The organism is Pseudomonas sp. PB106, from assembly GCF_009764645.1.
Taxonomy (GTDB): Bacteria; Pseudomonadota; Gammaproteobacteria; order Pseudomonadales; family Pseudomonadaceae; genus Aquipseudomonas.
The window spans coordinates 43,663-66,076 of the sequence record NZ_RWIM01000070.1 but is presented as its reverse complement, the minus strand read 5'-3'; the positions used below and the strand labels follow the sequence as shown (position 1 = coordinate 66,076).

Genomic DNA, 22,414 nt, shown 5'->3' with positions numbered 1-22,414 from the left:
CTGATTCGTTTACCGGAGAGGCCCTCTGCGCGTGTTCGCGCGGGCATTTGTGATGGCGGCGCACACTTGCGCGCCTTCGGCTATTTCGATCAGGAGCGAGCGTGATTATTTCAAGGCAGCTAACCGGGCTGGCACTTGCCGGCATGTTTCTCGGGCTGAGCCTGTCGGCGCATGCATTGAGTCCCGCCGCGCAAACCGGTGCAGACATTCGCCGTACCCAGTTTGGCGTCCCGCATATTCGTGCTCAGGATGAACGAGGCTTGGGGTTTGGTATCGGCTACGCCTATGCGCAGGACAACCTGTGTCTGCTGGCCAACGAAATCGTCACGGTCAACGGCGAGCGCTCGCGGTTTTTCGGGCCGGACCAGTTCACCGTCGAGGAGCGTGAAAACCGCGTCAGCGATGTGTTTTTCACCTGGCTCAACACCCCGCAAGCGGTGCAGTCGTTCTGGCAGGCGCAACCGCTGGAAGTGCGCAATCTGGTGGAAGGCTACGCCGCCGGTTACAACCAGTTTCTCGCCGAGCGCCGCCAACAGGGTTTGCCGCAGCAATGCCAGGGCGAGTGGGTGCGCGACATTGCCGCCGAAGATTTGGTCAAATTGACCCGGCGTCTGCTGGTGGAAGGTGGCGTCGGGCAATTCGCCGAAGCGTTGGCCGGGGCCACGCCACCGCAAGCCACCGCGAAATCGGGCAGCGATGCTCGCGCTTACCAATTGGCTGACGCCCGTCAGCAACGTTTTGCGCTGGATCGTGGCAGCAACGCCGTAGCTGTCGGCAGCGAGCGTTCTTTCAATGGTCGCGGCATGCTGTTGGCCAACCCGCATTTTCCGTGGGTCGGCGGCATGCGCTTCTATCAGATGCACCTGACCATCCCCGGCAAACTCGATGTGATGGGGGCCGCATTGCCGGGCCTGCCGATGATCAACATTGGTTTCAACCAGCATCTGGCCTGGACGCACACCGTCGATTCCTCCAAGCATTTCACCCTGTATCGCCTGCAACTCGATCCGAAGGATCCGACGCGTTATATGCTCGACGGCAAGTCGCTGCCGCTGAACAAGCAGACGGTCACTGTGCAGGTCAAACAGCCTGACGGTCAGGTGGTAGCGGTCAAACGAGACATCTATAGCTCGCAGTTCGGCCCGATCGTGCAGTGGCCCGGCAAACTCGACTGGGACAACCAGTTCGCTTACAGCCTGCGCGACGCTAACCTGGACAATGATCGCGTGCTCAAACAGTGGTATGCGATGAACCAGGCCTCGACACTCAAGGACCTGCAGGATTCGGTGCACACAATTCAGGGCATTCCGTGGGTCAACACCCTGGCGGTGGATGACAAGGGCCAGACCCTGTACATGAACCTGTCGGTGGTGCCGAACGTCAACGCCGAGAAGCTGGCCAAATGCAGCGATCCGCGTGCCGGTCTGCGCATGATTGTGCTGGACGGTTCCAACAGCGCTTGCGCCTGGGACATTGATCCGCAAGCAGCGCAAAAGGGCATCTACGCTTCCAGCCAATTGCCGCAGCTGTTGCGCAAAGACTTTGTCCAGCACTCCAACGATTCGGCGTGGCTGGCCAACCCGGCGCAACCGCTGACGGGCTTCTCGCCGCTTATCAGCCAGGACGGCCAGCCACTGGGCTTGCGTTCGCGCTTTGCCCTGGATCGTCTGAGCGCGCTGAGTCAGAAAGGCACGCTGGCGGTAAAAGATCTGCAACAGATGGTCATGGATGATCAGGTTTACCTGGCTAAACAAGTCATGCCGGACCTGTTGAAATTCTGCGCAGCGGACCTGGGCGCCGACGCTTCGGCATTGAAACCGGTGTGTGTCAGCCTCAAGCAGTGGGATGGCCGGGCCAATCTCGACTCCGGCCTGGGTCTGGTGTATTTCCAGAACATCATGCAAACGTTGCAGGAGTCGCCGGACGTATGGCGAGTGGCATTCGATCCCAAAGATCCGCAGAACACCCCGCGCGGCTTGGCGGTTGAACAGGGGCCGGTCGCCAAGGCATTGCGTGAAGCGATGCTGGCGTCCGTGGCAACTGCGGAAAAAATGGGCCTGAAGGCTGACACCCGTTGGGGCGATATTCAGGTGGTCAGCAGCGGCGGCCAACAGACGCCGATTCACGGCGGGCCGGGCACCCTGGGCATCTACAACGCGATCCAGAGCGTTCCGCGCGAAGATGGCAAACTCGAAGTGGTCAGCGGCACCAGCTACCTGCAAGTGGTGACGTTCGATGACAAGGGGCCGCACGCACAGGGCTTGCTGGCGTTCTCGCTGTCCAGTGATCCGGCCTCGAAATACTCTCGCGATCAGACCCAGGCGTTCTCGAAGAAACAATGGAGTGTGCTGCCGTTCACTGAGCAGCAGATCAAGGCAGATCCGCAGTATCAACTGCAAACAGTGCGCGAGGCGCTGAACAAGAAGGGCGAGGTGGCGGCGCAATAAGCACTGACATCAACCGAGACAAACAGAAGGCCGCTCCTCGCAAGAGGCGCGGCCTTCAGCTTTTGGAGGGTTGTTGCGGCATCGAGTTGATCACCGGATTGCCTTCCTTGTTGCGCGTCAGATAGACCGGCAGCACTTTGGGCAATGTTTTGACCAGGTTATTCAGCTCTTTGATGTTGTAGACACCGCCGACGCGAAGTCCACCAGTAGCGTTGTCGGCCAGCATCACCGGTGTCTCGAGATAGCGATTGATCAGCGGCATGGCTTCGTGCAGAGACAGGTTGTCGAGCACCAGTTTGCCGCTGCGCCAGGCAAGCGCGCTGTCGTTGGGGTAGGTCTGGCTGATCTGTGGCATGTAGTCGCCATGCTGGTAACGCGCCTGCATCGACGGGCCCAAACGCAGGCCATCACCGGGCAACGCCGAGTTACTGGTGACCAGCACCGAACCTTCGACCAGATTGACCCGCACCTGATCTTCATACATCCAGACGTTGAATCGGGTGCCGGTCACGCGAATCTTGCCTTCACCGGCATGGACAATGAATGGATGGCTGACGTCATGACTGACCGTGAAGAACGCCTCGCCCTTTTTCAGGGTGACGCGGCGTTCGTCTTTGTAGTTGCTAAAGCTCAGCTCTGTGTTCAGGTTCAGTTCGAGCTGGCTGCCGTCCGGCAGGGTGACCTGTCGAACATTGTCCGAAGCCTCGAAATGCTCGTAGCTGTTGGGCAGCCATCCCAGGTTCCAGCCGGTGTAGGCCGCCAGAGGCAGGGCTAGCGCAAAGACGCCGGCTGCTACGGCGTACTGCCGCCATGAGCGGACAGGCTTGCCGATCGCCACCCCATTGGCGGGGGCATTCGCTCCAACCGGGCCAGCGTCCGGGCGCGGCAAGTGTTCGGCGACGTCCCAGATTTCCAGCATGGCCTCGTACTCGAACGCATGCAGCGGATGTGCGTCGTGCCACTGTTCGAAATCCGCACGTTCCTGAGCAGAGCAATCCACGGCGTGCAGACGCATGCACCAATGCGCGGCGGCATCGGTGATCGCATCGTATTCAGCTTCCGAAAGGGTGTCTTGGGTCATCGACTCGTCCTGATTTCGCGCATTCTAACCTTTGCAAGTCTTTGCCGAGAACAGTCGTCATGGCATTTACCCATCAAAGTGAACTTATTTTCACCCCCGACGCCCAAAAAACAGGACGCGAATGCCTACTATCCACAAATGGAGTGAAAAAATGATCAAAAAAACGTTTGCGGCGCTGATTGCTACCGCCAGTTTGCTGAGTGCCGGTGCCGCGATGGCGGACAAGCCGGGCGCCGGTTGGGTCACCATCGAAAAGGCCATCGAGATCGTCAAGACCAAGGCGGGTTACGTCGAGGTCTACGAGATCGAAGCCGACAACAACGGTTACTGGAAAGGCGAGGGCCGCAAGGCCGACGGCGTCGTCTATGAGTTCCGCATTGATGGCGCATCGGGCAACGTGTTGCGCGATCAGAAAGACTGATCGCCATCAGCCAGAAAGCGCGGCCTGGGGCTGCGCTTTTTTTTCGGCAAAATTCCTATACGTCGAGTTGGCGGCCCATTTCGCAAATCAGCATCGCCACTGAATCGGCGTTGCGCAGGATCGTTCGGATCCGCGCATCCGGCGTGTTCTGGTCAAGAAAGGCGTTGCGGGCTTCGGCCAGCGTAGGGCTCACCGTTGCCTCCAGTATTCCCCTGCAGGCGGCGGCTTCGGCCAGTCCCTCGACCTTGTCCAGACTGATCCATTGCTGATCCTCACTGTCCCAGCGCTTGAACAACTGTTCGCGCGGCGTGGCCAGCGACAACGCCTCACGCTGGAACTCTTGTTGCGCCTGCTTGAGTTCCAGTCCTTTCGCGGTGGTGGTCGAGATCAGGTCGGCGAAAGGGCGGCGAGCTTCGACCATGGCAATGTCCTCGGCCTTTGAGACGAGGTGGGCGAATTCGTGAATCAGGGTTGCCGCCTGGGCATGCCCGTCAACGTTGAAAGGCTCGATCAACCTGGTCTTGTACCAGTCCAGGCGCGTTTCGAAAAAACGCTCGGTGAAATGCACATCCTTATCGGTATCGTCGAGTACGAAGGCTGCCATTCGCGCCTGAGGAAACTTGCTCGAGCCGATGACGAAACGATCTGTGTTGATCAGGTCATTGGTGGGATCGACCAATGCATTGCAGATCGGCACGATCGCCTCGTGGATTTTGCCGAGCAGACTGGTGTCGGCGGATGGCACGTCGAAAAAGGATTTGAAAAAAGTCTCCAGCCGCGAATTGGCGAACCTGTTTTTCATTTGAGCGAGGTTATGCAGGCTGTTGAAGGCGTAAAACTGGGCGAGGTCGACGGCCTGCACCAGCATCCAGGCCTTTTCCGGGTGTCTGCGGCGAATCTCTTTCATGCCGCGTGCTTGAATATTCAGCACCTCGTGAGCAGAACCAAGACTGTTGTCACGGCCTCTCAACTTCGACAGGGCTTTGCCGGTGCGGATCGTGCGCACGTTGGGGTCGAGTATCAGGACGTCGTCCTGTTTGCGCAGGCCCGGACCGAGGTCTTTGCCATCGTACAAGTGCCACGCCGCGCCGTTTTTCTTCACGCGCACGACCTTGCCATCAATCGCGGCATAGGTCTTTTTGCTGGCGAGGTCGAGGTAAATCGCTTTCTGCGCATCGTGGCTCATGTCCGCAAGGGCGACGCCTTTGGCTTCGAACGGTTGCAACTGAGTACGCAGCGGCGCAGTCGGTTTGATGTCCTTCCAGTCCGGTGTGAATTTTTTTGAAGGGGCGGGTAAGGCTTTTTCCTTGTCCGTTGCGGTGACTGGCGACTTTTTCGCCGTTTCATCATCCAGTGCGAGGCGCCCGAAGCTGACCATGCCCACCGCGCCGTCGATAAACGAGCGCAGGCCGCGCTTCCAATGATGATTCTGCAAATCCTCCGCCGAGTCCTTGAAGTCTTTATAGGCTTGCCAGAGAAACGGTACGTAGGCGAGTTTCCCCGGGAGCAGGCCGGCCACGCGCTTGATGCCTTCACCGAGGAGATTTTTTACCGCTTCCCAATCCGCCTGCGCATGGCTCTGCGCCTGACAGCCGAGAAACTGCTTAAGCAGGCGCAGGTTGTCGTTGAACAGGTGGCCCAAGAGGTTGCCGCTCAGCGTGTGGGTGGCGAGGGTCATTTCACTGGTTTCACCGATACTGGATTGCAGCAAATTGCGAAACCCCGTTTGCTGCGAAGCCGGCAGACGACGCAGCAGTAACTCCTGCAACGCTCCCGGCGTGTTCAATGCGGCAATCAGTGCCGTGGCGTTTTCGAACTCTTGGAACACCGTTTCGGCATAGGGCGCATAGAGCACCAGCGGCCCTGAGTGATCGCTGCCCGGACGGATGACATACAGACCCAAGGTCTTCACCGCGTCGGCACCTGCGGTTTTGATCAGCGACAGCGGCAACACCTGCGCATGGGCACCTGTCACGCTAGAGCGGGCGAGGGCATCGGGCATGTCCAGCACCTGACAGATGAAGTCGAACGCGCGGTCGGACAGTTGCTGTTGCAGTTTCAGGGCGTGTGCGTGCTGCAGCAATTGCCACGGCAATTGCCGCAGAAAACGCTGTCTTCGCACAATGCCCTCAGATGAAGCCTCCGATAATGTTTCGGACACCTTGGCGGCATACGTCGAGGCGATGTTCAGCGAAAGCAGCAATTGCCTGACCGCTTGCTGATCCAGACTGGCGGGCAGTGCCTTGGGCGTTTTCGACGCGACTTTGAAGCCGGTAGCCTGGGCCACATTGATGTGGTTGAGGGCAAAGTCGGCAAGGCTGCGCGCCGGTCCCGCCAAGGCGAGATCGGGTGTCACTTCGATCAATCCCGGGTCGAGGTGCTCCCCAGGGAACCGGGCGCCCAGCAATGACTTCAAGCGTTGTTTCACGTAGGCGGTCAAGCCGGGAACACCGTCCAGATAATCCTTGTTGTCACTGACGCTGTTGTGCCATTGCTCCAACAGTTCAAGGTGCAATTGCTGCTCCTTGAGCGGCGCCATTCCAAGCCACGCGGGCAACGTTTGTTGCTGATGAAGGGCCCGGGCCAGTTCGGCTGCCCGTGGCAGATTGGTGAAGTGAGCCGTGCGCTTGAGCTGCTTCAGCGCATGGGCCTGCTGGTTCGAGTCCTTGATGCGCTCGCGCTGTTGCTGCGCGTGAGCGAGGCAGTGCTCGATGGCCGATTTGACACGGTTGTTCAGCAGGTCTTCCTCGATCAGGCGCATCGGCCCGAGTTCATAATGCTGGGCAGCGCGCCATTGCGCGGGCGCCAGGTTTTCCAGGAGCACCTGGCGCTTGGCGCTGTCTTGCAGCCGGCGACTCAAGGCCTGGCGCGCGATGCGTAAATTGTCAAAACACTCCAGACCCATCGACGCTGTCCAGATAATTGCGCGCCCGGAGTGCTGCTCATCGAGCCCACCGCGTTCGGTCAAAAAAAAGCACCCAGCCAGCGGCAGCAGTTGTTGTACACCGGGCACCTGGAGCGTGATTGCATACGCATCGGGGCGAAAACCGTTGAGTGCGTTGCGTGCCCGACGACTGCGGTCAGTGGCATCGAACACGGTCTCGACAATGGCCTTGTCGAGCGTTGTGAGGCTGCCCTGCAAGCGCCTCATTTTCACCTCTGCGCGGATGCCCAAGGACAAGGCGTCCGCCCATTTTTCCGCCAGTTCATTCAGGTAAATCCGCTGTTCATCTGCTGTGGCGTTGGGTTGGGCGCTGAATACCTTGTCGAGTTGAGCAGTGACGCTGGTGTAGGTCTTGGCGGCCAGGGCAGCGCTATCGGCCAGCACGCTGGACGGCTGCTGAACGCCGGAAAACACCGGCCGTGTGCTCCAGCGCCCGTGGCTGTCGAGTGTCAGCAACTGTTCGTGAACCATCGCGCGGATATCGAGGGCCTTGTCGAACAGCGCATGGATATCCACCGCGCCTTCACTGTGGCGGAACACCTGCAACGCATAGAGGATGTTGGCCCGCTGCTTGGTGATGATGGCCTCGAACAAGATCTGGAAGATGTCGCCGGCGATCCGTTCGCCAGACACATTCGGTTGGTCGAAGCCCTGAAAGTGCATGCGCTCATCCAGGCTCAGCAGCGCATACATTTCATCTTCATGGCCGCGCTGCCTGAATTTGCTCAGCACAGTGTCTTTCAAGTCTTGATAGTCGGCGAGCACTTGCAGGCCCGAGGAGGGCGTGTACAGAAATGCCTGGGTATCACCGAGCATCAGTGAACCGGCGGGCTCGACATAATTGGCTTCATGCTCCCAGACGTGCACGGTTTCGATCGTTGGCCTGGGGCTCTCTGTGATCGGCTGGATGATCAGGTGCAGGGTGTTGAACTGCGCTGTGGTAATGATTTCGGCTTCGCGCTTGAGCAGCAACTCGGTACGCGCCTGACTGGCCAGGGCCTTGGCGAAAAAGCCGCGTCGCGAAGTGCCCTCGGTGGACGGCGCGTCCCAATAGTTCTCCAGTTGTTCAAATAACAACGCCGGCAACTTGCTCGCCACGTCGATGACGGCCTGCTCCCACTTCGCCTGATCCTCCTTGGCCGGGGTTTTTCCCGGGTTGGAAAACTCATGCTGCTGGTTCGCGGGCCACTGCGCCTGGCGATAGAACATCAGTACTGCCTCGCTCAGGCTCATGGAATCGAGCCAGTAGCGCGAGGTTTGATCGGGTTCGCTGACCGGGTCTGGCAGCGTGTAAAGGCTGGCTCTCGTATGGCGCTGGGCGAGTTTGCCAAATGATGGTTCAAGCCATTTATCCAGTGCCTGCTCCAGCATCAGGGTCAGCGAAGGAACGCGCTGCAATTCGTCGACCATGGCGTGGGCGTTGAGCTGGCGCATGTGCAGCAGCGCGTCCTTCTGTGCATCGAAAACCTCACCTTCGATGGTTTTCCAGGTCAGCGTGATTGCTTCGGCGTCGACCACTCGGCGACGCAGGGAGAACGCCATGAACGCCAGCAGACGATTTTCCTCATCGATGCCCTTGAGCCGCTTCTCCAGCGCCTCTTTCAGGCTTGCACGGCTGTCATATTTTTTGATGCCGTCGTACGGGGTGTAGAGCAAATGGGCGTGTTCGTCGGGTGTGGCGCTGAGAATGAACGCGCCGGCCAGCGGCACTGGCGGTTCTTTGTCGACGTTGAGCAGAACCGACTCGGCGAACAACGGAGGCGTCTGCGCGCTGCGCAGTGCGTGGGTGGGCAGGGCAATGTGCGCGAGCCAGCGGAAGTCTTTTTCCGAAAGGTCATGGGTTTTTCCGAGCGCTTTCCACAGACCGGGGGAGTGGAGTATTTCGGCAAATAACAGCGGCGCGGTGGTAGTCATCGTGATGTCTCGAGCGAGGCGCCTGCGCAGGCGCCGGTGGGTAAAGGCTCAAGACTGAAGGCTGGTGGATGCCTGCAGGTGGTACAGGGTTATCGCATGGACGACGGCCGAGTGTGCCAACGTACCCATCGCCGACTCGAGGGTTGACACGCTACCGGCTCGGCGTGGTTAATCGGGGCGCGGTTGTCCGTACGCTGTTGTTCCCTCCAATAATCATTCTGGAGCTTCAGATGTCTGCGCCACACGATGCTGTCCCTGCTGCTGTTTCACCTGCTTTGTCATTCGATGCGCTGACGCAACTGCTCGAAACGATTTTCCTCAATCACGGCACCTCCGCCGAGGTCGCCCGTTCGCTCGCGGCTAACTGTGCCGGTGCCGAGCGCGATGGCGCGCACAGTCACGGTGTGTTTCGCATCCCCGGTTACGTCTCGACACTGAAAAGTGGCTGGGTCAACGGTCAGGCCATCCCGCAGGTCGAGGATGTCGCGCCGGGTTTTGTTCGCGTGGATGCGTGCAACGGTTTTGCGCAACCCGCGCTGGCGGCGGCGCGAGCGCTACTGGTGGAGAAGGCCAGGCATGCCGGAATCGCGGTGTTGGCGATCCGTAACTCGCATCACTTCGCCGCACTTTGGCCCGATGTTGAGCCGTTCGCCGAAGAAGGCCTGGTGGCGTTGAGCGTGGTCAACAGCATGACGTGCGTGGTGCCCCACGGCGCCGATCGGCCGCTGTTCGGCACCAACCCGATTGCCTTCGCCGCGCCGCGTGCCGGTGGCGCGCCGATTGTGTTCGATCTGGCCACCAGCGCCATCGCCCATGGCGACGTGCAGATTGCCGCGCGCAAAGGCGAGCGCCTGCCAGCGGGGATGGGCGTCGACAGCCTGGGTCAGCCGACTCAGGACCCCAAGGCGATTCTCGAAGGCGGGGCGCTGCTGCCGTTTGGCGGCCATAAAGGCTCGGCGTTGTCGATGATGGTCGAGTTGCTGGCCGCTGCGCTCACGGGCGGCAATTTTTCCTTTGAGTTTGACTGGTCGAATCATCCTGGGGCGAAAACCCCATGGACCGGGCAATTGCTCATCGTCATTGACCCGAGCAAATCCGCCGGACAGAGTTTTGCCGAGCGCAGTCAGGAACTGGTGCGGCAGATGCACGGCGTCGGGCTCAAGCGCCTGCCGGGTGACCGTCGACATCTGCAGCGCGCCAAATCGCTGGCCGACGGTATCGACCTCGACGAACAAACCCTGGGCCAACTGCGCGAACTGGCCGGGCAATAGGTTTTCGCCAGGCAAGAAAAAGGCGAGCCCAATGGCTCGCCTTTTTCATGTGCATCTGCGCTTAACGGCGACCGAGCAGCAGCCCGACAACCAGGCCGAAACCGGCGGAAATCGCCACGGTCTGCCAAGGATGGCCACCGATGTAGCTTTCAGTGGCATCGACCGCCGGTTTGGTGCGGTCACGTACGCTCGACACCGAATCCAGCGCCTGTTGCAGCTTCTGCGCGATCTGACCCCGCAGGGTCTCCGCTTCTTCGCCGACCAGTGAGGCGCTGCTTTTGAGCAGTTTGTCCGATTCTTCGATAAGAGCCTGCAGCTCGCTGAAAGCTTGATCCTTGATTTGATCCTGAGCGGCTTGCACGGCAGATTTACGGGCCATTGGGTAACTCCTTGCTGATGAATGGACAGTGATCAATGGAGTGCGACGTTGCGCGAAAAGTTGCACTGAATTTAGGTGAGAAAGAAAAACCTGCGCGGGAGATTTCAGCCGAGCGTGTAAGATGTCGCCATTTTACGCAGCAGGATAATTCCCCATGAGTTTCAATCTGGCCGACAAATCCCTCGCAGAGCGCGCTGCGCTGGAAGACGAGAAATCCCGTCTGTTCGAACTCTGGCAGAACAATCTGGGCAAAGCCAAAGGCGAGGCCGCGCGGTTGTTCGGCGAGCGCGGCAAGCGCAAGGGCAAATGGGCTGAATGGGTCCGCGCGGAACTCGACGGCATGTCGCCGCCGGAGTTCGCCAATATGGTGCGCAGTGAAGTCAATCGACTGATGGCAGCGAACAAGTAAGCCTTCAGCGGAAACTTGCGGCAATCGCCTCGCGCACTTTTACCACCACCGGATCGATCTGCGTGCTGGTCCGCCAACCCAACTCGATCGGGTAGCGCGGCAGGGCCAGCGGGCAGGGCAGCAGACTCAAACCGCTGAGCGCGGCGATACCCTCGGCGGCGTGCGCCGGGATCGTTGCCACCGCGTGGCTGCCCTTGAGCAGCCAGGGCAATGCGGCGAAATGCGTGGTCGAGGCGCACACCCGCCGACTCAGCCCGAGCGCGGCCAGCCCTTCATCGGTGATCCCGATAAAACCGCCCGATGACACCAGAATGTGTTCGCGGGCGACGAACTCTTCCAGACTGATCTGCCGTTGGCCGGGCGCCAGACTCGCCGGGTCGACCAGACACGCATAACCTCCTTCACCCAATACTTGACGACTGAGCAGACGTTCGGCAAATCCACCGGCGGTGATCGCCAGGTCGATGCTGCGCTCCATCAATGCGCGAGCGACAATCTGGCTGTGGGTCTGGCGAAAGATCAGCCGCAGCTTGGGCGCGCTGCGGGCGACCTCTTCGATCAAGCGACGTCCGTAGGCAATTTCGAAGTCGTCCGACAGGCCCACGGTGACCGAGCGTCCGTCATAGTGGTTGGCCGTCGGATCGACCATCGCCAGGCTTTGGCGACACTTGTCGAGGGCGTCGCTGACCACCGGTTTCAACTGGTTGGCCCTAAGCGTCGGGGCCAGGCCGCGTCCGGTGCGCACGAACAACGGGTCGCCGTACACCTCGCGCAGCCGCCGCAGCGCGGCACTGACCGCCGATTGCGTCACACCCAGACGCAAGGCTGCGCGGCTGGCGCTGGATTCTTCATGCAACGCTTCGAAGACTTTCAGCAGGTTGAGGTCGATGTTGGCGATATTCATTTGGTTCATATCATTCAGCAGTGATTTGGGCTTTATTCATGATCGCGTGGCGCCGCAGAATCGGCAACATCTGAACCGGACGGAGTGAATGCAATGCCCAAGTCAATTGTTGCTGCCCTGCAAATTGGCGCCTTGCCCGGTGGCAAAGGCGAAACCCTGGAACAGATTCTCAGCTGGGAAGAAGCGATCATCGAAGCCGGCGCGGCGCTGGTGGTCATGCCGGAAGCCTTGCTCGGTGGCTACCCGAAAGGCGAGGGCTTCGGCACGCAACTGGGTTATCGCTTGCCGGAAGGGCGTGAGGCCTACGCGCGTTATTTCGCCAATGCGATTGATGTGCCTGGCGCGGAGACCGAAGCACTGGCCGGTTTGTCGGCGCGCACCGGGGCCAATCTGGTCATCGGCGTGATCGAGCGGGCCGGCAGCACCTTGTATTGCACGGCGCTGTATTTCGACCCGCAGGCCGGGCTGCTGGCCAAACACCGCAAACTGATGCCCACCGGCACCGAACGCCTGATCTGGGGCAAGGGCGACGGCTCGACCCTGCCGGTGCTCGACACCCAGGTCGGCAAGGTCGGCGCGGTGGTGTGCTGGGAAAACATGATGCCGCTGCTGCGCACGGCGATGTACGCCAAAGGCGTCGAAGTGTGGTGCGCGCCGACCGTGGACGAACGGGAAATGTGGCAGGTCAGCATGCGCCATATCGCTCACGAAGGTCGCTGCTTTGTGGTCAGTGCCTGTCAGGTGCAGGCATCGCCTGAAGAACTGGGCGTGGAGATTGCCAACTGGCCGGCGGATCGCCCGTTGATTGCTGGCGGCAGCGTGATTGTCGGGCCAATGGGCGATGTATTGGCGGGGCCGTTGCGCGGGGAGGCCGGGCTATTGACCGCTGAGATTGATACCGATGAATTGATTCGCGCGCGTTACGACTACGACGTGGTTGGCCACTATGCGCGGCCGGATGTGTTTGAGTTGAGCGTCGATGAACGCGCGAAACCGGGGGTGCGCTTCAACACCTGACCTGAGACTTTACACAAAACCTGTAGGAGTGAGCCTGCTCGCGATGGCGTTCACTCAGTCAACATCGATGTTGAATGACATACCGCTATCGCGAGCAGGCTCACTCCTACGGGGAAAATCACAGGGTTTGAGATTAGCGCCGTTGCCGCCATTCTTCCCGGGTAATTTCCCAGATCTCCCGCGGAAACCGCCCGCCGACAAAATCATCTTCATCACTGCGAATCAAGCGCATGCCAACCCGCTCGGAAAGCCTGCGCGAGCCAATGTTCGGCGCCGCTTTCGGCACGCGCATCAGTGGGCGATTCAGTACGTTGAACCAGTAATCGGTCACTGCCGTACTTGCTTCAGTCATCAGTCCCTGACCCTGCCACGCCGGCGCGAGCCAGAAGCCACGGTTGTTGTCTGGCTGATCCATCAGGCTGACATTGCCGATCAACTGCTGCGGTGCCGATTTCAGGCGAATCGACCAGTGCCATTCCTTGCCAGCCGCCACTGCCGGCAAGGCAATGTCGCGCAAATAGGTGAGGGCGCCGTCATCCGGATACGGCCATGGCACGGCGGCGTTGAGATAGCGCACCACGTCCCAGTGCGGGAACATTTGTTGCACCGCCTCGGCGTCGGCCAGTTCCATCGGGCGCAATATCAGCCGTTCGGTGTGCAGCGTCGGTGTGTCGTCCATAACCTGCGGCCTCCAAGTGTCCTTATAGAACGCTGGAGGCTAACGCATTTTTACCAGGTCGCGGCAGTGGCCTTGGGCAAGCTCAGCGTGCCGCTGTCGACAAAGCGCATGGTGCCGAACAAGCCGCCGGCGAGTTTGCCGCGCAACACGTAGGGGAGATTGTCGAGGGTTTGCGTCTGGCTCAGGCCAAGGGTCTGGCGCAGTACCGAGAACGCGGAAACGCTGACCGGGACGCTGACAATGGTTTCGGAAAAACGCGGGATCGAACCGCTCTGGTCGCTGACACCCGAGGCCAGGGAATGGCCATTGACGTCCAGATCCAGGGCGATGCCGTTGTAATCGATGGCCGTATCATTGGGGTTCTTCACGCGCAGTTTGATCGCGAAACGCACTTCCAGATCCTGGCTCGGCAACGGTTCGAGGCCAACCACGTTGATGTTGACCGGATCACGGTTGGGAAACAGCGCGCAGGCACTGAGCGACAACAACAGTAACGACAGAATCACGGCTTGGACGCGGCGCATAAACAGTCTCTCAACGAAAAAGGGCTGAACCGTCACCGGCGCAGCCCTTTCTGCAACGCAATGTTTAACGGTTCAACTGTGCGACAGCCGCTGGCTGGGCTGGTTCACCCTTGGCCGGCATGTCCGGGTTTTCCATGACCTGAAGAATGGAAGCTTCCGGGTCGAAATCGTCTTCTTCCAGCTCGATGAATTCTTCAGGCAGGAAGATGTTCAGCACGATAGCGCACAACGCCCCGACGGTGATCGGCGATTCGAAGATGTTGCGCAGCGCTTGCGGCAGTTCACGCAGCACTTCCGGCACCGCCGCGATACCCAGGCCCATGCCGAGGGAAATGGCCACGATGAGCATGTTGCGCCGATGCAGGCCGGCTTCGGCGAGGATCTTGATCCCGGCCACGGCGACGGTGCCGAACATCACCAGTTCAGCACCGCCGAGCACCGGTTTCGGCATCAGTTGCAGCACCGCGCCGATCATCGGGAACAAACCCAGCAGCACCAGCAGGCCAGCAATGAAGAAGGCCACGTAGCGGCTGGCCACGCCGGTCAGCTGAATCACGCCGTTGTTCTGCGCGAAGGTCACCATCGGCATGCTGTTGAACACCGCCGCCATCGCCGAGTTGAGGCCGTCGGCGAGCAGCCCGGACTTGATCCGACGGATGTACAACGGGCCTTTCACCGGTTGCCGCGAGATCATCGAGTTGGCGGTCAGATCGCCGGCGGCTTCCAGCGGCGAGACGAGGAAAATCACCGCCACCGGCACGAACGCCACCCAGTCGAAATTGAAACCGTACTTGAACGGCACGGGCACGCTGACCAGAGGCACCTCAGGCATCGAGGCGAAATCCACAGTGCCCATCAGCCAGGCGACGACGTAACCGAGGGTGAGGCCGATCACAATGGCGCCCAGACGCAGGAACGGCACATCGACGCGGTTCAGCACAACGATGGTGCCAATCACCAGCGCCGCGAGGAACACATGGCTGGACGCGCCGAGATCCGCCGCGCCGAAACCGCCGGCAATGTCGGTCATCGCGACTTTGATCAGCGACAGGCCCATCAGCGTGATGATCGTGCCGGTGACCACCGGGGTGATCAGCATGCGCAATTTGCCGATGAACTGGCTCAACACCACTTCGATGAACGCGGCGAAGAAACACACGCCGAAGATCGTCGAGAGAATTTCATCGGTGCCGCCGCCACGCGCCTTGACCATGAAGCCGGCGCTGAGAATCACGCTGATAAAGGAAAAACTGGTGCCTTGCAGGCACAGCAATCCCGAACCAACCGGGCCGAATCGCTTGGCCTGCACAAACGTGCCGAGGCCGGAGACGAACAGCGCCATGCTGATCAGGTAGGGGATTTCACTTTGCAGACCGAGGGCGCCGCCCATGATCAGCGTCGGCGTGATGATGCCGACGAAGCTGGCCAGCACGTGTTGCAACGCGGCGAAGACGGTGGCGGTGAGGTGCGGACGGTCGTTGAGGCCGTAGATCAGATCGTTGTTGCGCGGGACTTTTTCAGAGGCGGTCATGGTGATTTGCGTGCCGCGAGGCGGTGCCGGGTCAAAAAATGGACGCGCAGAATGCCGCAAGAGGACGGCGAGGGCAACGAGCAATAACTGCCTGAAAGGTCAGGTTTTATTGGGGTGAGGAGCCGAACCGATTCTGTAGGAGCTGCCGAAGGCTGCGATCTTTTGATTTTGTTTTTTTGGATCAAGATCAAAAGATCGCAGCCTCCGGCAGCTCCTACACAGGTTTGAAGGCAGCCAATAAGTCCTGTTCAAAGGCTTTTTGCGCATCCCCCGGCACCTGCGCCCGATGCCGCGCCAGATGAAATGCCACCTCGAAACTCAACTCGCCTTCACGCACGGTGCGCAGCAAACCTCTATCCTGCCAGCCCCGCGCGTAGTGGTCCGGCAGATAACCGACATGTTTGCCCGACAGGATAAACGCCAACGTGCCCTCGACCTGCTCCGAACGCGCCGAACAGACCTTGCCCTGGAACGGCTCGTCGCTGCGCAGAAAACGGTACGGATGATCGACTCGGTCGCACGCCTCGAGCGCTGCATCGCTGGGCGTCGATTCGCTGAACAACGGATGGCCCGGCGCGCAATACAAATGCTGGGTTTCGCTGAATAACTGGCGGTAATCGAAGGCGCTCTGCACTTGCGAGAAATAGCCGATCGCCAGATCCAGCCGCTGTTGCAACAGCAGACGCTCCATTTCGCCGGGCATGGCGCTGATCAACTCGATCCGTACCGATTCGTCGCGCTGACGAAAACGCCGGATCGCTTCGGCGACACGTTGCAGCACCGACTGATCGACCGACTCGGAAATCCCCAGACGCACTTCACCGATCAAGCGCCCGGCGACGCCGTTGGATTGATGGCGAAACAGTTCGATCGACTCGAACAGCGCGCGCACGGCGAGCAGCAATTGCTCACCCTTGGGCGTCACGCTGAATCCGCCCTTGCCCCGGCTGCACAGGCGATAGCCCAGGCGCGTTTCCAGTTTGGCCATTTGCTGGCTGATGCTCGACTGGCTCAGGCCCAGATCACCTTGCGCGGCACTGAAACCACCGCACTCGACCACCCGCACAAAGAGGCGCAGCAACTGTAGATCCAAGTCGTGGAGTTGCCCCAACATCACATTACTCCGGGATAAAGTCAGGATGATTATTGCGCTATTTTTCTAATGTATCCGATGGCGCATCCTGCAACCACTTCCTCTGGTCAGGTGTTCGTCATGGCTCCCTTTTTCAAGCTGTGTTTCCCAGCGCTGTTGTTGTCCGTGGCCATCCAGGCTCAGGCCGAGGACAAAACCCTCAACCTCTACAGCTGGGCCGATTACGTACCGCCGCAGACCCTGCAGCGTTTCGAGCAGGAAACCGGGATTCATGTGCGCTACGACACCTTCGATACTTCCGAAGTATTGGAAACCAAGCTGCTTACCGGCGGCAGCGGTTATGACGTGGTGGTGCCATCCTCCAGCGTGCTGGCCCGTGGATTGGCCGCCGGCGCCCTGAAAGAAATTCCCCACGCGGGCCTCAAGGGCTACGCCAATCTTGATCCGGACTTGCTGGAGAAACTCGCCGCCGTCGACCCCGGCAATCGCTATGGCGTGCCGTATACCTGGGGCACGTTGGGGCTGGGCATGAATGTCGAAGCGGTAAAGCAGCGTCTGCCGGACGTGCCGCTGAACAGCCTCGACCTGCTGTTCAAACCCGAATACGCTAGCAAGCTCAAGGACTGCGGGATTGCGATTCTGGATTCGCCGCAGGAAGTCATCGGTCTGGCCCTGCATTATTTGGGCAAAGACCCTTACAGCACCGACAAACAGGACCTGGCGGCGGCCGAGGCGCTATTGCAAAAACTCCAACCGTCGGTGCTCTACGTCGCTACCGGTCGACAGATCAATGATCTGGCCAGCGGCAATGTGTGTCTGGCGCTGACTTACAACGGTGATGCGAGCATGGCCGCCGATCAGGCACGCAAGGCCAACAAGCCGTACGAAGTCGCGTATCGCATTCCCAAGGAAGGCACGCTGATCTGGCAAGACAATCTCGCCATTCCGAAAGACGCGCCGCACCCGGACGCCGCCCGAGCGTTTATCGAGTTCATGTTGCGCCCCGAATCGGTGGCTGAACTGACCAACACGCTGTTCTTCGCCACCGCCAATCAGGCTGCGACGCCGTTGGTGGATGAAGCGGTGCGCAGCGATCCCGACATCTACCCGCCGAGCGATGTGCGCGCACGGCTGTACGCCGACCGCAGCATGAGTCTCAAGGACATGCGCCAGCGCACGCGCCTCTGGACCACGTTCCGTAGCCACCAATAGTCCTCAATAGTTCTCAATAAAATAAGAAGGAGCACTCCGATGGACGTGCCAATGCAAAACGACCAGGCCATGACCCGTGACAGCCTTTACGGCACTGCTGCCGAAAGCACCTACGCCGGCATCACCAGTTTCATGCGCCGGCGCTACAGCCGAGACTTGCGTGGCGTCGATGTCGCCGTCAGCGGCGTGCCGTTCGACACCGCCACCAGCAACCGCCCCGGCGCACGTTTCGGGCCGCGCGGGATTCGTGCCGCGTCCACCGGGATAGCCTGGGAGCGCCACTGGCCGTGGGCGTTCGACCCGTTCGATCATCTGGCGGTGATCGATTATGGCGACTGCGATTTCGATTACGGCTCACCGCACAGCATCCCGGAAAGCATCGAAGCCCATGCCGAGCGCATTCTCAATGCCGGCAGCGCCATGCTCACCTTCGGCGGCGATCACTTCATCAGCTATCCGCTGCTCAAAGCTCATGCGCGCAAGCACGGCACACTGTCGCTGATTCACTTCGATGCGCACAGCGACACCTGGCCGGACGAAGAGGGCAAGCGCGTCGATCACGGCACCATGTTCTGGCATGCCGCGCGGGAAGGGCTGGTCGATCCAGCGCGCTCGGTGCAGATCGGTCTGCGCACCACCAATGACGACCCGATGGGTTTTCAAATTCTCGATGCGCGGCAGGTGCATCGGCGTGGCTGCGAAGCGATTGTCGAAGCGATCCGCGCGCGGGTCGGCGATAACCCGGTTTATCTGACGTTCGACATCGACTGCCTCGACCCGGCCTTCGCCCCCGGCACGGGTACGCCGGTGTGTGGCGGTTTGAGCACGGTGCAGGCGCTGGAGATTCTCGGCGGTTTGCGCGGGATCAATCTGGTCGGCATGGACGTGGTCGAAGTCGCCCCGGCCTACGATCACGCCGACGTCACCTCACTCGCCGCCGCCACGCTGGCCATGGAAATGCTCTGCCTCTACGCCGCCCGCCACAAAGTCGATTATTAAAACCCGTGTGCAGAACCCCTGTGGGAGCGAGCTTGCTCGCGAAGGCGTCAGATCAGCTAACCGCTGTACTAGCTGGCCTGACGCCTTCGCAAGCAGATCCCCAAACCCTCACGCCACCGGAACCTTAGGCAAATCCAGCGCCTGCGAACCGGTATAACGCGGCGCAGAGCTGACAATCGTCTCGTGTGGAACACCCGCCGCCGTGCTGCTGATGCCATCGAGTCGGGCCAGTTGGTCATCGCTCAATTGCACGTCGAGTGCACCCAACGTCGCGTCAAGTTGTTCGCGGGTGCGCGACCCAAGAATCGGAATCAGCGCGGTGGTCGAGCGTTTGGCTTTTTCCCGTAGCCAGGCAATGGCGACGTGGGTCGGGCTGGCGTCGAGTTCAGCAGCGACGGCGAGCAAGGTGTCGAGAAGGGCGGTTTCCCGGGCGCTCTTTTCCGCATGCACCAACATGCCGAGTTTGGCGGCACGGTTGTTGTCATCGTTGCCGCGATATTTGCCGGTGAGGAAGCCGCCGCCCAGGGGTGACCACAGCGTGGCGGCCAAGCCGAGGGCTTCAGCCATGGGCAGCAACTCGCGTTCGGCGCTGCGCTCGGCCAGGCTGTATTCGACCTGAATCGCCGCAATCGGCGCGAAGCCACGCACCTCTGCAAGCACGTCGGCGCGGGCGATGCGCCATGCCGGGAAATTGGACAATCCGGCGTAGTGAATTTTCCCCGCGCGTACCAGATCATCGAACCCACGCAAGATTTCTTCCATAGGCGTCACGCCATCGCTGATATGCGCCCAGAACAGATCAATGTGATCGGTGTTCAAGCGTTTCAGGCTTTCTTCGACGGCGCGCACCATGTTTTTACGGCTGTTGCCGGTGTGGGAAATGCCGTCCGCCGGCGTAGTCCCCATGCTGTATTTGGTGGCGATTACCAGGCGGTCACGCTCCGGAGCGATGAATTCGCTGAGCATCGATTCCGATTGCCCACCCTGATAGCCATTGGCGGTATCAATGAAATTGCCCCCGGCTTCGAGATAGCCATCAAAGATGCGCTTGGCCTCATCGCGTTCCGCGCCGTGGCCCCAACCAGTGCCGAAGTTGCCGGCGCCGAGCGCCAGTTCCGAAACGCGCAGGCCGGTTTTACGACCGAAAACCTTGTAGTGCATGGCAACGCCCTCGATGAAAATCGCTCTGTGAGAATAAAATTACGGGTGAAATATGGCGCCAATATGATGCTGGTAATATTGACTGTCAATACGCTGGGTGCTCAACGGTCAGCCGGTTACGGCGGGACGTTTAGCGATAAGTCGTGGCGGCTCAGACCTTCACGGAGATTCACCATGATCAAACCAACACCCAACCGTCCGAACATCGATCCCACATCAACCTACGAATCCATCGATTCCAGAAAGCTCCACCAAGCCGCCGACCGCGCTCTCGACCATTACCTCTGTCCACCCGGCTCCATACCACCGCCCCGCAGAACCCGCGTCATGTACGCGGTAACCGCCGACACCAAAAACGAAGCTCTGCTGACCGATGCCAGCGAAACCTTGGCCTCGGCCAAAACCATCGCTCAGCCAGAACTCAGCTCGTTCCCACGCTCCGCGTGGGAATGCCTCTACGGACGCTCCGCGTTCGGCTCTGGAAGGGACGCGGAGCGTCCCGGGCGGCATTCCCACGCAGAGCGTGGGAACGATCAAATCGAGCGGCTGGATATCTCCGGTGAGCATCGTGGCATACTGCCGCGCATGACTTTCGACTCCCCTTTAAGTGCCTGGCAACACGCCGTGCAACACAAGGCTTTCATCCAGGATGAAGCCCAGGAACACGCGGTCTGGGCGCTGCAGAAATGCCACGAAGCCTTGCATGCCGGTGCCCGTTCGGTCACCGGCGTTTATCTGTGGGGCCCGGTCGGGCGCGGCAAGACCTGGCTGATGGATCAGTTCTATCAGAGCCTGCGGGTGCCGGCGCGGCGTCAGCATTTCCATCACTTCATGGGCTGGGTCCACCAGCGTTCGTTCCAGTTGACCGGGATCGCTGATCCATTGCGGGCGCTGGCCAAGGAGTTGGCCGCCGAAGTGCGCGTGCTGTGTTTCGATGAACTGTTCGTCAATGACATCGGCGACGCGATCATTCTTGGCCGGTTGTTTCAGGTGATGTTCGACGAAGGCGTGGTGGTGGTCTGCACATCGAACCTGCCCCCGGACGATCTGTACGCCGACGGTTTCAACCGCGACCGCTTTACCCCGGCGATTGCGGCGATCAAGGCGCATATGCAAGTTGTCCCGGTCAATGGCGCCGAGGACCATCGCTTGCACCCGGGCGCCATCGAGCAACGTTACTTTGTCGCCACGCCGGATTCGGCCAGCGCACTGAGCACGGTGTTTCAGGATCTGACACAGGAACAGAGCTCCAGCAGCGAACCAGTGCCGGTCGGCCATCGGGTTCTGAACGTGGTGCAGGCCAGTGAGTCGGTGCTGTGGTGCCGCTACGCTGATCTGTGCGAGCAACCCTTTGCCGCCATGGATTTCATCGCGCTGTGCGATAGCTACCGGGCTATCCTGATGAGCGACGTGCCCAATCTCAGCGCCCGGAAACGCGAGGGCCGCATTGCCCGAGGCACCGAGGACGGCGCTGAACGAGTGATCGCCGGGGATCGCGAGCTGCCGCAGTTGTCAGTGCATGACGACGGCGTGCGTCGCTTCATTGCGCTGGTCGACGAGTGCTACGACCGCAAAGTGCCGCTGTACATCGAAGCGCACGTGCCAATGGACGCGTTGTACACCGAGGGTTACCTGGAATTTCCCTTCCGCCGGACCCTCAGCCGCTTGCAGGAGATGCAGCTGCAGCGCTTTGCCGACGCTTGAGTGAAGAGGGCGCCACCATGAGTCAACCGCTATCCCATCACTTGCTGACCATGGCCTATCAAAATTCCTGGGCCAATCACCGCTTGGCCAAGGCCTGGTCGCAACTCGACGACGCCGAGCTGGCCGCGCCCCGGGTGAGTTTCTTCCCGAGCATTCGCCTGACCCTCAATCATATTCTGACCTGCGACTGGTTCTACGTTGACGCACTGGAACGCGAACTGCGCGGCGCCGAACCGCATCCCGACTGCTACGTGTTTTTCAATCAGGACGAGCCGTTCACCGAAGCTGCCCCCTTGCGTGAACAACAGGCGCACGTCGATCGGCGTCTGATCGCTTATTGCGAGCAAATGCGCGACGCAGACCTTGCCCGCATCGTCACCATCGCCCGCGACACACCGCAGCACGACAGCCGTTTGCGCATGCTCTCGCACCTGTTCGAACACCAACTCCATCACCGTGGTCAAGTGCACGCGATGCTCAGCGGTACGTCGGTGAAGCCGCCGCAACTGGACGAGTTTTTTTGTGCCGGTGAAAGTGCCCTGCGTGCGCAGGACTTCGTCGAGCTCGGCTGGACTGAAGCGTTGATTTGGGGGCATTGACAACAGCAAAAGATCGCAGCCTTCGGCAGCTCCTACAGAGAGTACGGTCTTTCAATGTAGGAGCTGCCGAAGGCTGCGATCTTTTGATCTTTTGCCGTTGCGGGTTGCCCGGCGGATCACGCCCG

General features: G+C 60.2%; 18 protein-coding genes. 9 read left to right on the top strand and 9 right to left on the bottom strand.

Annotation, left to right across the window (positions count from 1 at the left end; genetic code table 11):
• Positions 1-101 precede the first annotated feature (101 nt).
• Positions 102-2,447 carry an acylase gene (locus EJA71_RS09375; protein WP_158956199.1) on the top strand — a complete coding sequence of 782 codons (2,346 nt, stop codon included), beginning with the start codon at positions 102-104 and terminating at the stop codon, positions 2,445-2,447.
• 55 nt (positions 2,448-2,502) lie between these two features.
• Here EJA71_RS09375 and EJA71_RS09370 read toward each other — a convergent pair whose 3' ends face one another.
• Positions 2,503-3,528 (bottom strand): FecR family protein, encoded by a 1,026-nt coding sequence (locus tag EJA71_RS09370; protein WP_158956197.1) that lies wholly within the window; start codon positions 3,526-3,528, stop codon positions 2,503-2,505.
• Positions 3,529-3,679: 151 nt separating this feature from the next.
• Here EJA71_RS09370 and EJA71_RS09365 point away from each other — a divergent pair, with 151 nt between their 5' ends.
• Complete coding sequence (locus EJA71_RS09365; RefSeq protein ID WP_122595801.1) at positions 3,680-3,949, top strand: PepSY domain-containing protein; 270 nt, start codon at positions 3,680-3,682, stop codon at positions 3,947-3,949.
• 55 nt (positions 3,950-4,004) lie between these two features.
• On the opposite strand, the gene EJA71_RS09360 is transcribed toward EJA71_RS09365, so the two are convergent.
• Entirely contained in the window at positions 4,005-8,807 is a 4,803-nt protein-coding gene (locus EJA71_RS09360; protein WP_158956195.1) for a dermonecrotic toxin domain-containing protein, read from the bottom strand.
• Between the two features lie 230 nt (positions 8,808-9,037).
• On the opposite strand from EJA71_RS09360, the gene EJA71_RS09355 reads away from it, so the two are divergent.
• The gene (locus EJA71_RS09355; protein ID WP_158956193.1) at positions 9,038-10,078 is read left to right on the top strand and encodes an Ldh family oxidoreductase; all 1,041 of its coding nucleotides are present in this window, start codon (positions 9,038-9,040) and stop codon (positions 10,076-10,078) included.
• Between the two features lie 61 nt (positions 10,079-10,139).
• Here EJA71_RS09355 and EJA71_RS09350 read toward each other — a convergent pair whose 3' ends face one another.
• Positions 10,140-10,457 (bottom strand): YqjD family protein, encoded by a 318-nt coding sequence (locus tag EJA71_RS09350; protein WP_158956191.1) that lies wholly within the window; start codon positions 10,455-10,457, stop codon positions 10,140-10,142.
• A gap of 154 nt (positions 10,458-10,611) precedes the next feature.
• Here EJA71_RS09350 and EJA71_RS09345 point away from each other — a divergent pair, with 154 nt between their 5' ends.
• Positions 10,612-10,866, top strand: coding sequence for a hypothetical protein (locus EJA71_RS09345; protein ID WP_007917411.1), 255 nt, complete (start codon positions 10,612-10,614; stop codon positions 10,864-10,866).
• 4 nt (positions 10,867-10,870) lie between these two features.
• On the opposite strand, the gene EJA71_RS09340 is transcribed toward EJA71_RS09345, so the two are convergent.
• Entirely contained in the window at positions 10,871-11,779 is a 909-nt protein-coding gene (locus EJA71_RS09340; protein ID WP_158956189.1) for a LysR family transcriptional regulator, read from the bottom strand.
• Positions 11,780-11,863: 84 nt separating this feature from the next.
• On the opposite strand from EJA71_RS09340, the gene EJA71_RS09335 reads away from it, so the two are divergent.
• Positions 11,864-12,787, top strand: coding sequence for a carbon-nitrogen hydrolase family protein (locus tag EJA71_RS09335; RefSeq protein WP_158956187.1), 924 nt, complete (start codon positions 11,864-11,866; stop codon positions 12,785-12,787).
• Positions 12,788-12,920: 133 nt separating this feature from the next.
• Here EJA71_RS09335 and EJA71_RS09330 read toward each other — a convergent pair whose 3' ends face one another.
• The 4 genes from EJA71_RS09330 to EJA71_RS09315 form a co-directional block, all read right to left on the bottom strand.
• A complete protein-coding gene (locus tag EJA71_RS09330; RefSeq protein ID WP_158956185.1) occupies positions 12,921-13,466 on the bottom strand; it encodes a GNAT family N-acetyltransferase in 546 nt (181 codons plus the stop codon).
• A 50-nt stretch (positions 13,467-13,516) separates the two neighbouring features.
• Positions 13,517-13,990 (bottom strand): LEA type 2 family protein, encoded by a 474-nt coding sequence (locus tag EJA71_RS09325; RefSeq protein WP_158956183.1) that lies wholly within the window; start codon positions 13,988-13,990, stop codon positions 13,517-13,519.
• Positions 13,991-14,054: 64 nt separating this feature from the next.
• Positions 14,055-15,521, bottom strand: a complete 1,467-nt coding sequence (locus EJA71_RS09320; protein WP_158956181.1) for a nucleobase:cation symporter-2 family protein — start codon at positions 15,519-15,521, stop codon at positions 14,055-14,057.
• Positions 15,522-15,735: 214 nt separating this feature from the next.
• Entirely contained in the window at positions 15,736-16,635 is a 900-nt protein-coding gene (locus EJA71_RS09315; protein ID WP_158956179.1) for a LysR family transcriptional regulator, read from the bottom strand.
• Positions 16,636-16,734: 99 nt separating this feature from the next.
• Between EJA71_RS09315 and EJA71_RS09310 the strand changes: the two genes are divergently transcribed.
• Together EJA71_RS09310 and speB are read left to right on the top strand one after the other, a co-directional pair.
• Positions 16,735-17,826, top strand: coding sequence for a polyamine ABC transporter substrate-binding protein (locus EJA71_RS09310; RefSeq protein WP_158956177.1), 1,092 nt, complete (start codon positions 16,735-16,737; stop codon positions 17,824-17,826).
• A 39-nt stretch (positions 17,827-17,865) separates the two neighbouring features.
• Positions 17,866-18,825 (top strand): agmatinase, encoded by a 960-nt coding sequence (gene speB / locus EJA71_RS09305; protein ID WP_158956175.1) that lies wholly within the window; start codon positions 17,866-17,868, stop codon positions 18,823-18,825.
• Positions 18,826-18,933: 108 nt separating this feature from the next.
• Here speB and EJA71_RS09300 read toward each other — a convergent pair whose 3' ends face one another.
• Positions 18,934-19,986, bottom strand: coding sequence for an aldo/keto reductase (locus EJA71_RS09300; protein ID WP_158956173.1), 1,053 nt, complete (start codon positions 19,984-19,986; stop codon positions 18,934-18,936).
• A gap of 585 nt (positions 19,987-20,571) precedes the next feature.
• Here EJA71_RS09300 and zapE point away from each other — a divergent pair.
• Together zapE and EJA71_RS09290 are read left to right on the top strand one after the other, a co-directional pair.
• Positions 20,572-21,690, top strand: coding sequence for a cell division protein ZapE (gene zapE, locus EJA71_RS09295; RefSeq protein ID WP_158956298.1), 1,119 nt, complete (start codon positions 20,572-20,574; stop codon positions 21,688-21,690).
• Positions 21,691-21,707: 17 nt separating this feature from the next.
• Positions 21,708-22,289, top strand: coding sequence for a DinB family protein (locus EJA71_RS09290; protein ID WP_158956171.1), 582 nt, complete (start codon positions 21,708-21,710; stop codon positions 22,287-22,289).
• The last annotated feature ends 125 nt before the right edge of the window (positions 22,290-22,414 follow it).

What these genes read in the sequence shown, in the direction of transcription:
- EJA71_RS09370 (WP_158956197.1), bottom strand. Translation starts at nt 3,528, where the DNA reads ATGACCCAAGACACCCTTTCGGAAGCTGAATACGATGCGATCACCGAT.
- EJA71_RS09365 (WP_122595801.1), top strand. Translation starts at nt 3,680, where the DNA reads ATGATCAAAAAAACGTTTGCGGCGCTGATTGCTACCGCCAGTTTGCTG.
- EJA71_RS09360 (WP_158956195.1), bottom strand. Translation starts at nt 8,807, where the DNA reads ATGACTACCACCGCGCCGCTGTTATTTGCCGAAATACTCCACTCCCCC.
- EJA71_RS09355 (WP_158956193.1), top strand. Translation starts at nt 9,038, where the DNA reads ATGTCTGCGCCACACGATGCTGTCCCTGCTGCTGTTTCACCTGCTTTG.
- EJA71_RS09350 (WP_158956191.1), bottom strand. Translation starts at nt 10,457, where the DNA reads ATGGCCCGTAAATCTGCCGTGCAAGCCGCTCAGGATCAAATCAAGGAT.
- EJA71_RS09345 (WP_007917411.1), top strand. Translation starts at nt 10,612, where the DNA reads ATGAGTTTCAATCTGGCCGACAAATCCCTCGCAGAGCGCGCTGCGCTG.
- EJA71_RS09340 (WP_158956189.1), bottom strand. Translation starts at nt 11,779, where the DNA reads ATGAACCAAATGAATATCGCCAACATCGACCTCAACCTGCTGAAAGTC.
- EJA71_RS09335 (WP_158956187.1), top strand. Translation starts at nt 11,864, where the DNA reads ATGCCCAAGTCAATTGTTGCTGCCCTGCAAATTGGCGCCTTGCCCGGT.
- EJA71_RS09330 (WP_158956185.1), bottom strand. Translation starts at nt 13,466, where the DNA reads ATGGACGACACACCGACGCTGCACACCGAACGGCTGATATTGCGCCCG.
- EJA71_RS09325 (WP_158956183.1), bottom strand. Translation starts at nt 13,990, where the DNA reads ATGCGCCGCGTCCAAGCCGTGATTCTGTCGTTACTGTTGTTGTCGCTC.
- EJA71_RS09320 (WP_158956181.1), bottom strand. Translation starts at nt 15,521, where the DNA reads ATGACCGCCTCTGAAAAAGTCCCGCGCAACAACGATCTGATCTACGGC.
- EJA71_RS09315 (WP_158956179.1), bottom strand. Translation starts at nt 16,635, where the DNA reads ATGTTGGGGCAACTCCACGACTTGGATCTACAGTTGCTGCGCCTCTTT.
- EJA71_RS09310 (WP_158956177.1), top strand. Translation starts at nt 16,735, where the DNA reads ATGGCTCCCTTTTTCAAGCTGTGTTTCCCAGCGCTGTTGTTGTCCGTG.
- speB (WP_158956175.1), top strand. Translation starts at nt 17,866, where the DNA reads ATGGACGTGCCAATGCAAAACGACCAGGCCATGACCCGTGACAGCCTT.
- EJA71_RS09300 (WP_158956173.1), bottom strand. Translation starts at nt 19,986, where the DNA reads ATGCACTACAAGGTTTTCGGTCGTAAAACCGGCCTGCGCGTTTCGGAA.
- zapE (WP_158956298.1), top strand. Translation starts at nt 20,572, where the DNA reads ATGACTTTCGACTCCCCTTTAAGTGCCTGGCAACACGCCGTGCAACAC.
- EJA71_RS09290 (WP_158956171.1), top strand. Translation starts at nt 21,708, where the DNA reads ATGAGTCAACCGCTATCCCATCACTTGCTGACCATGGCCTATCAAAAT.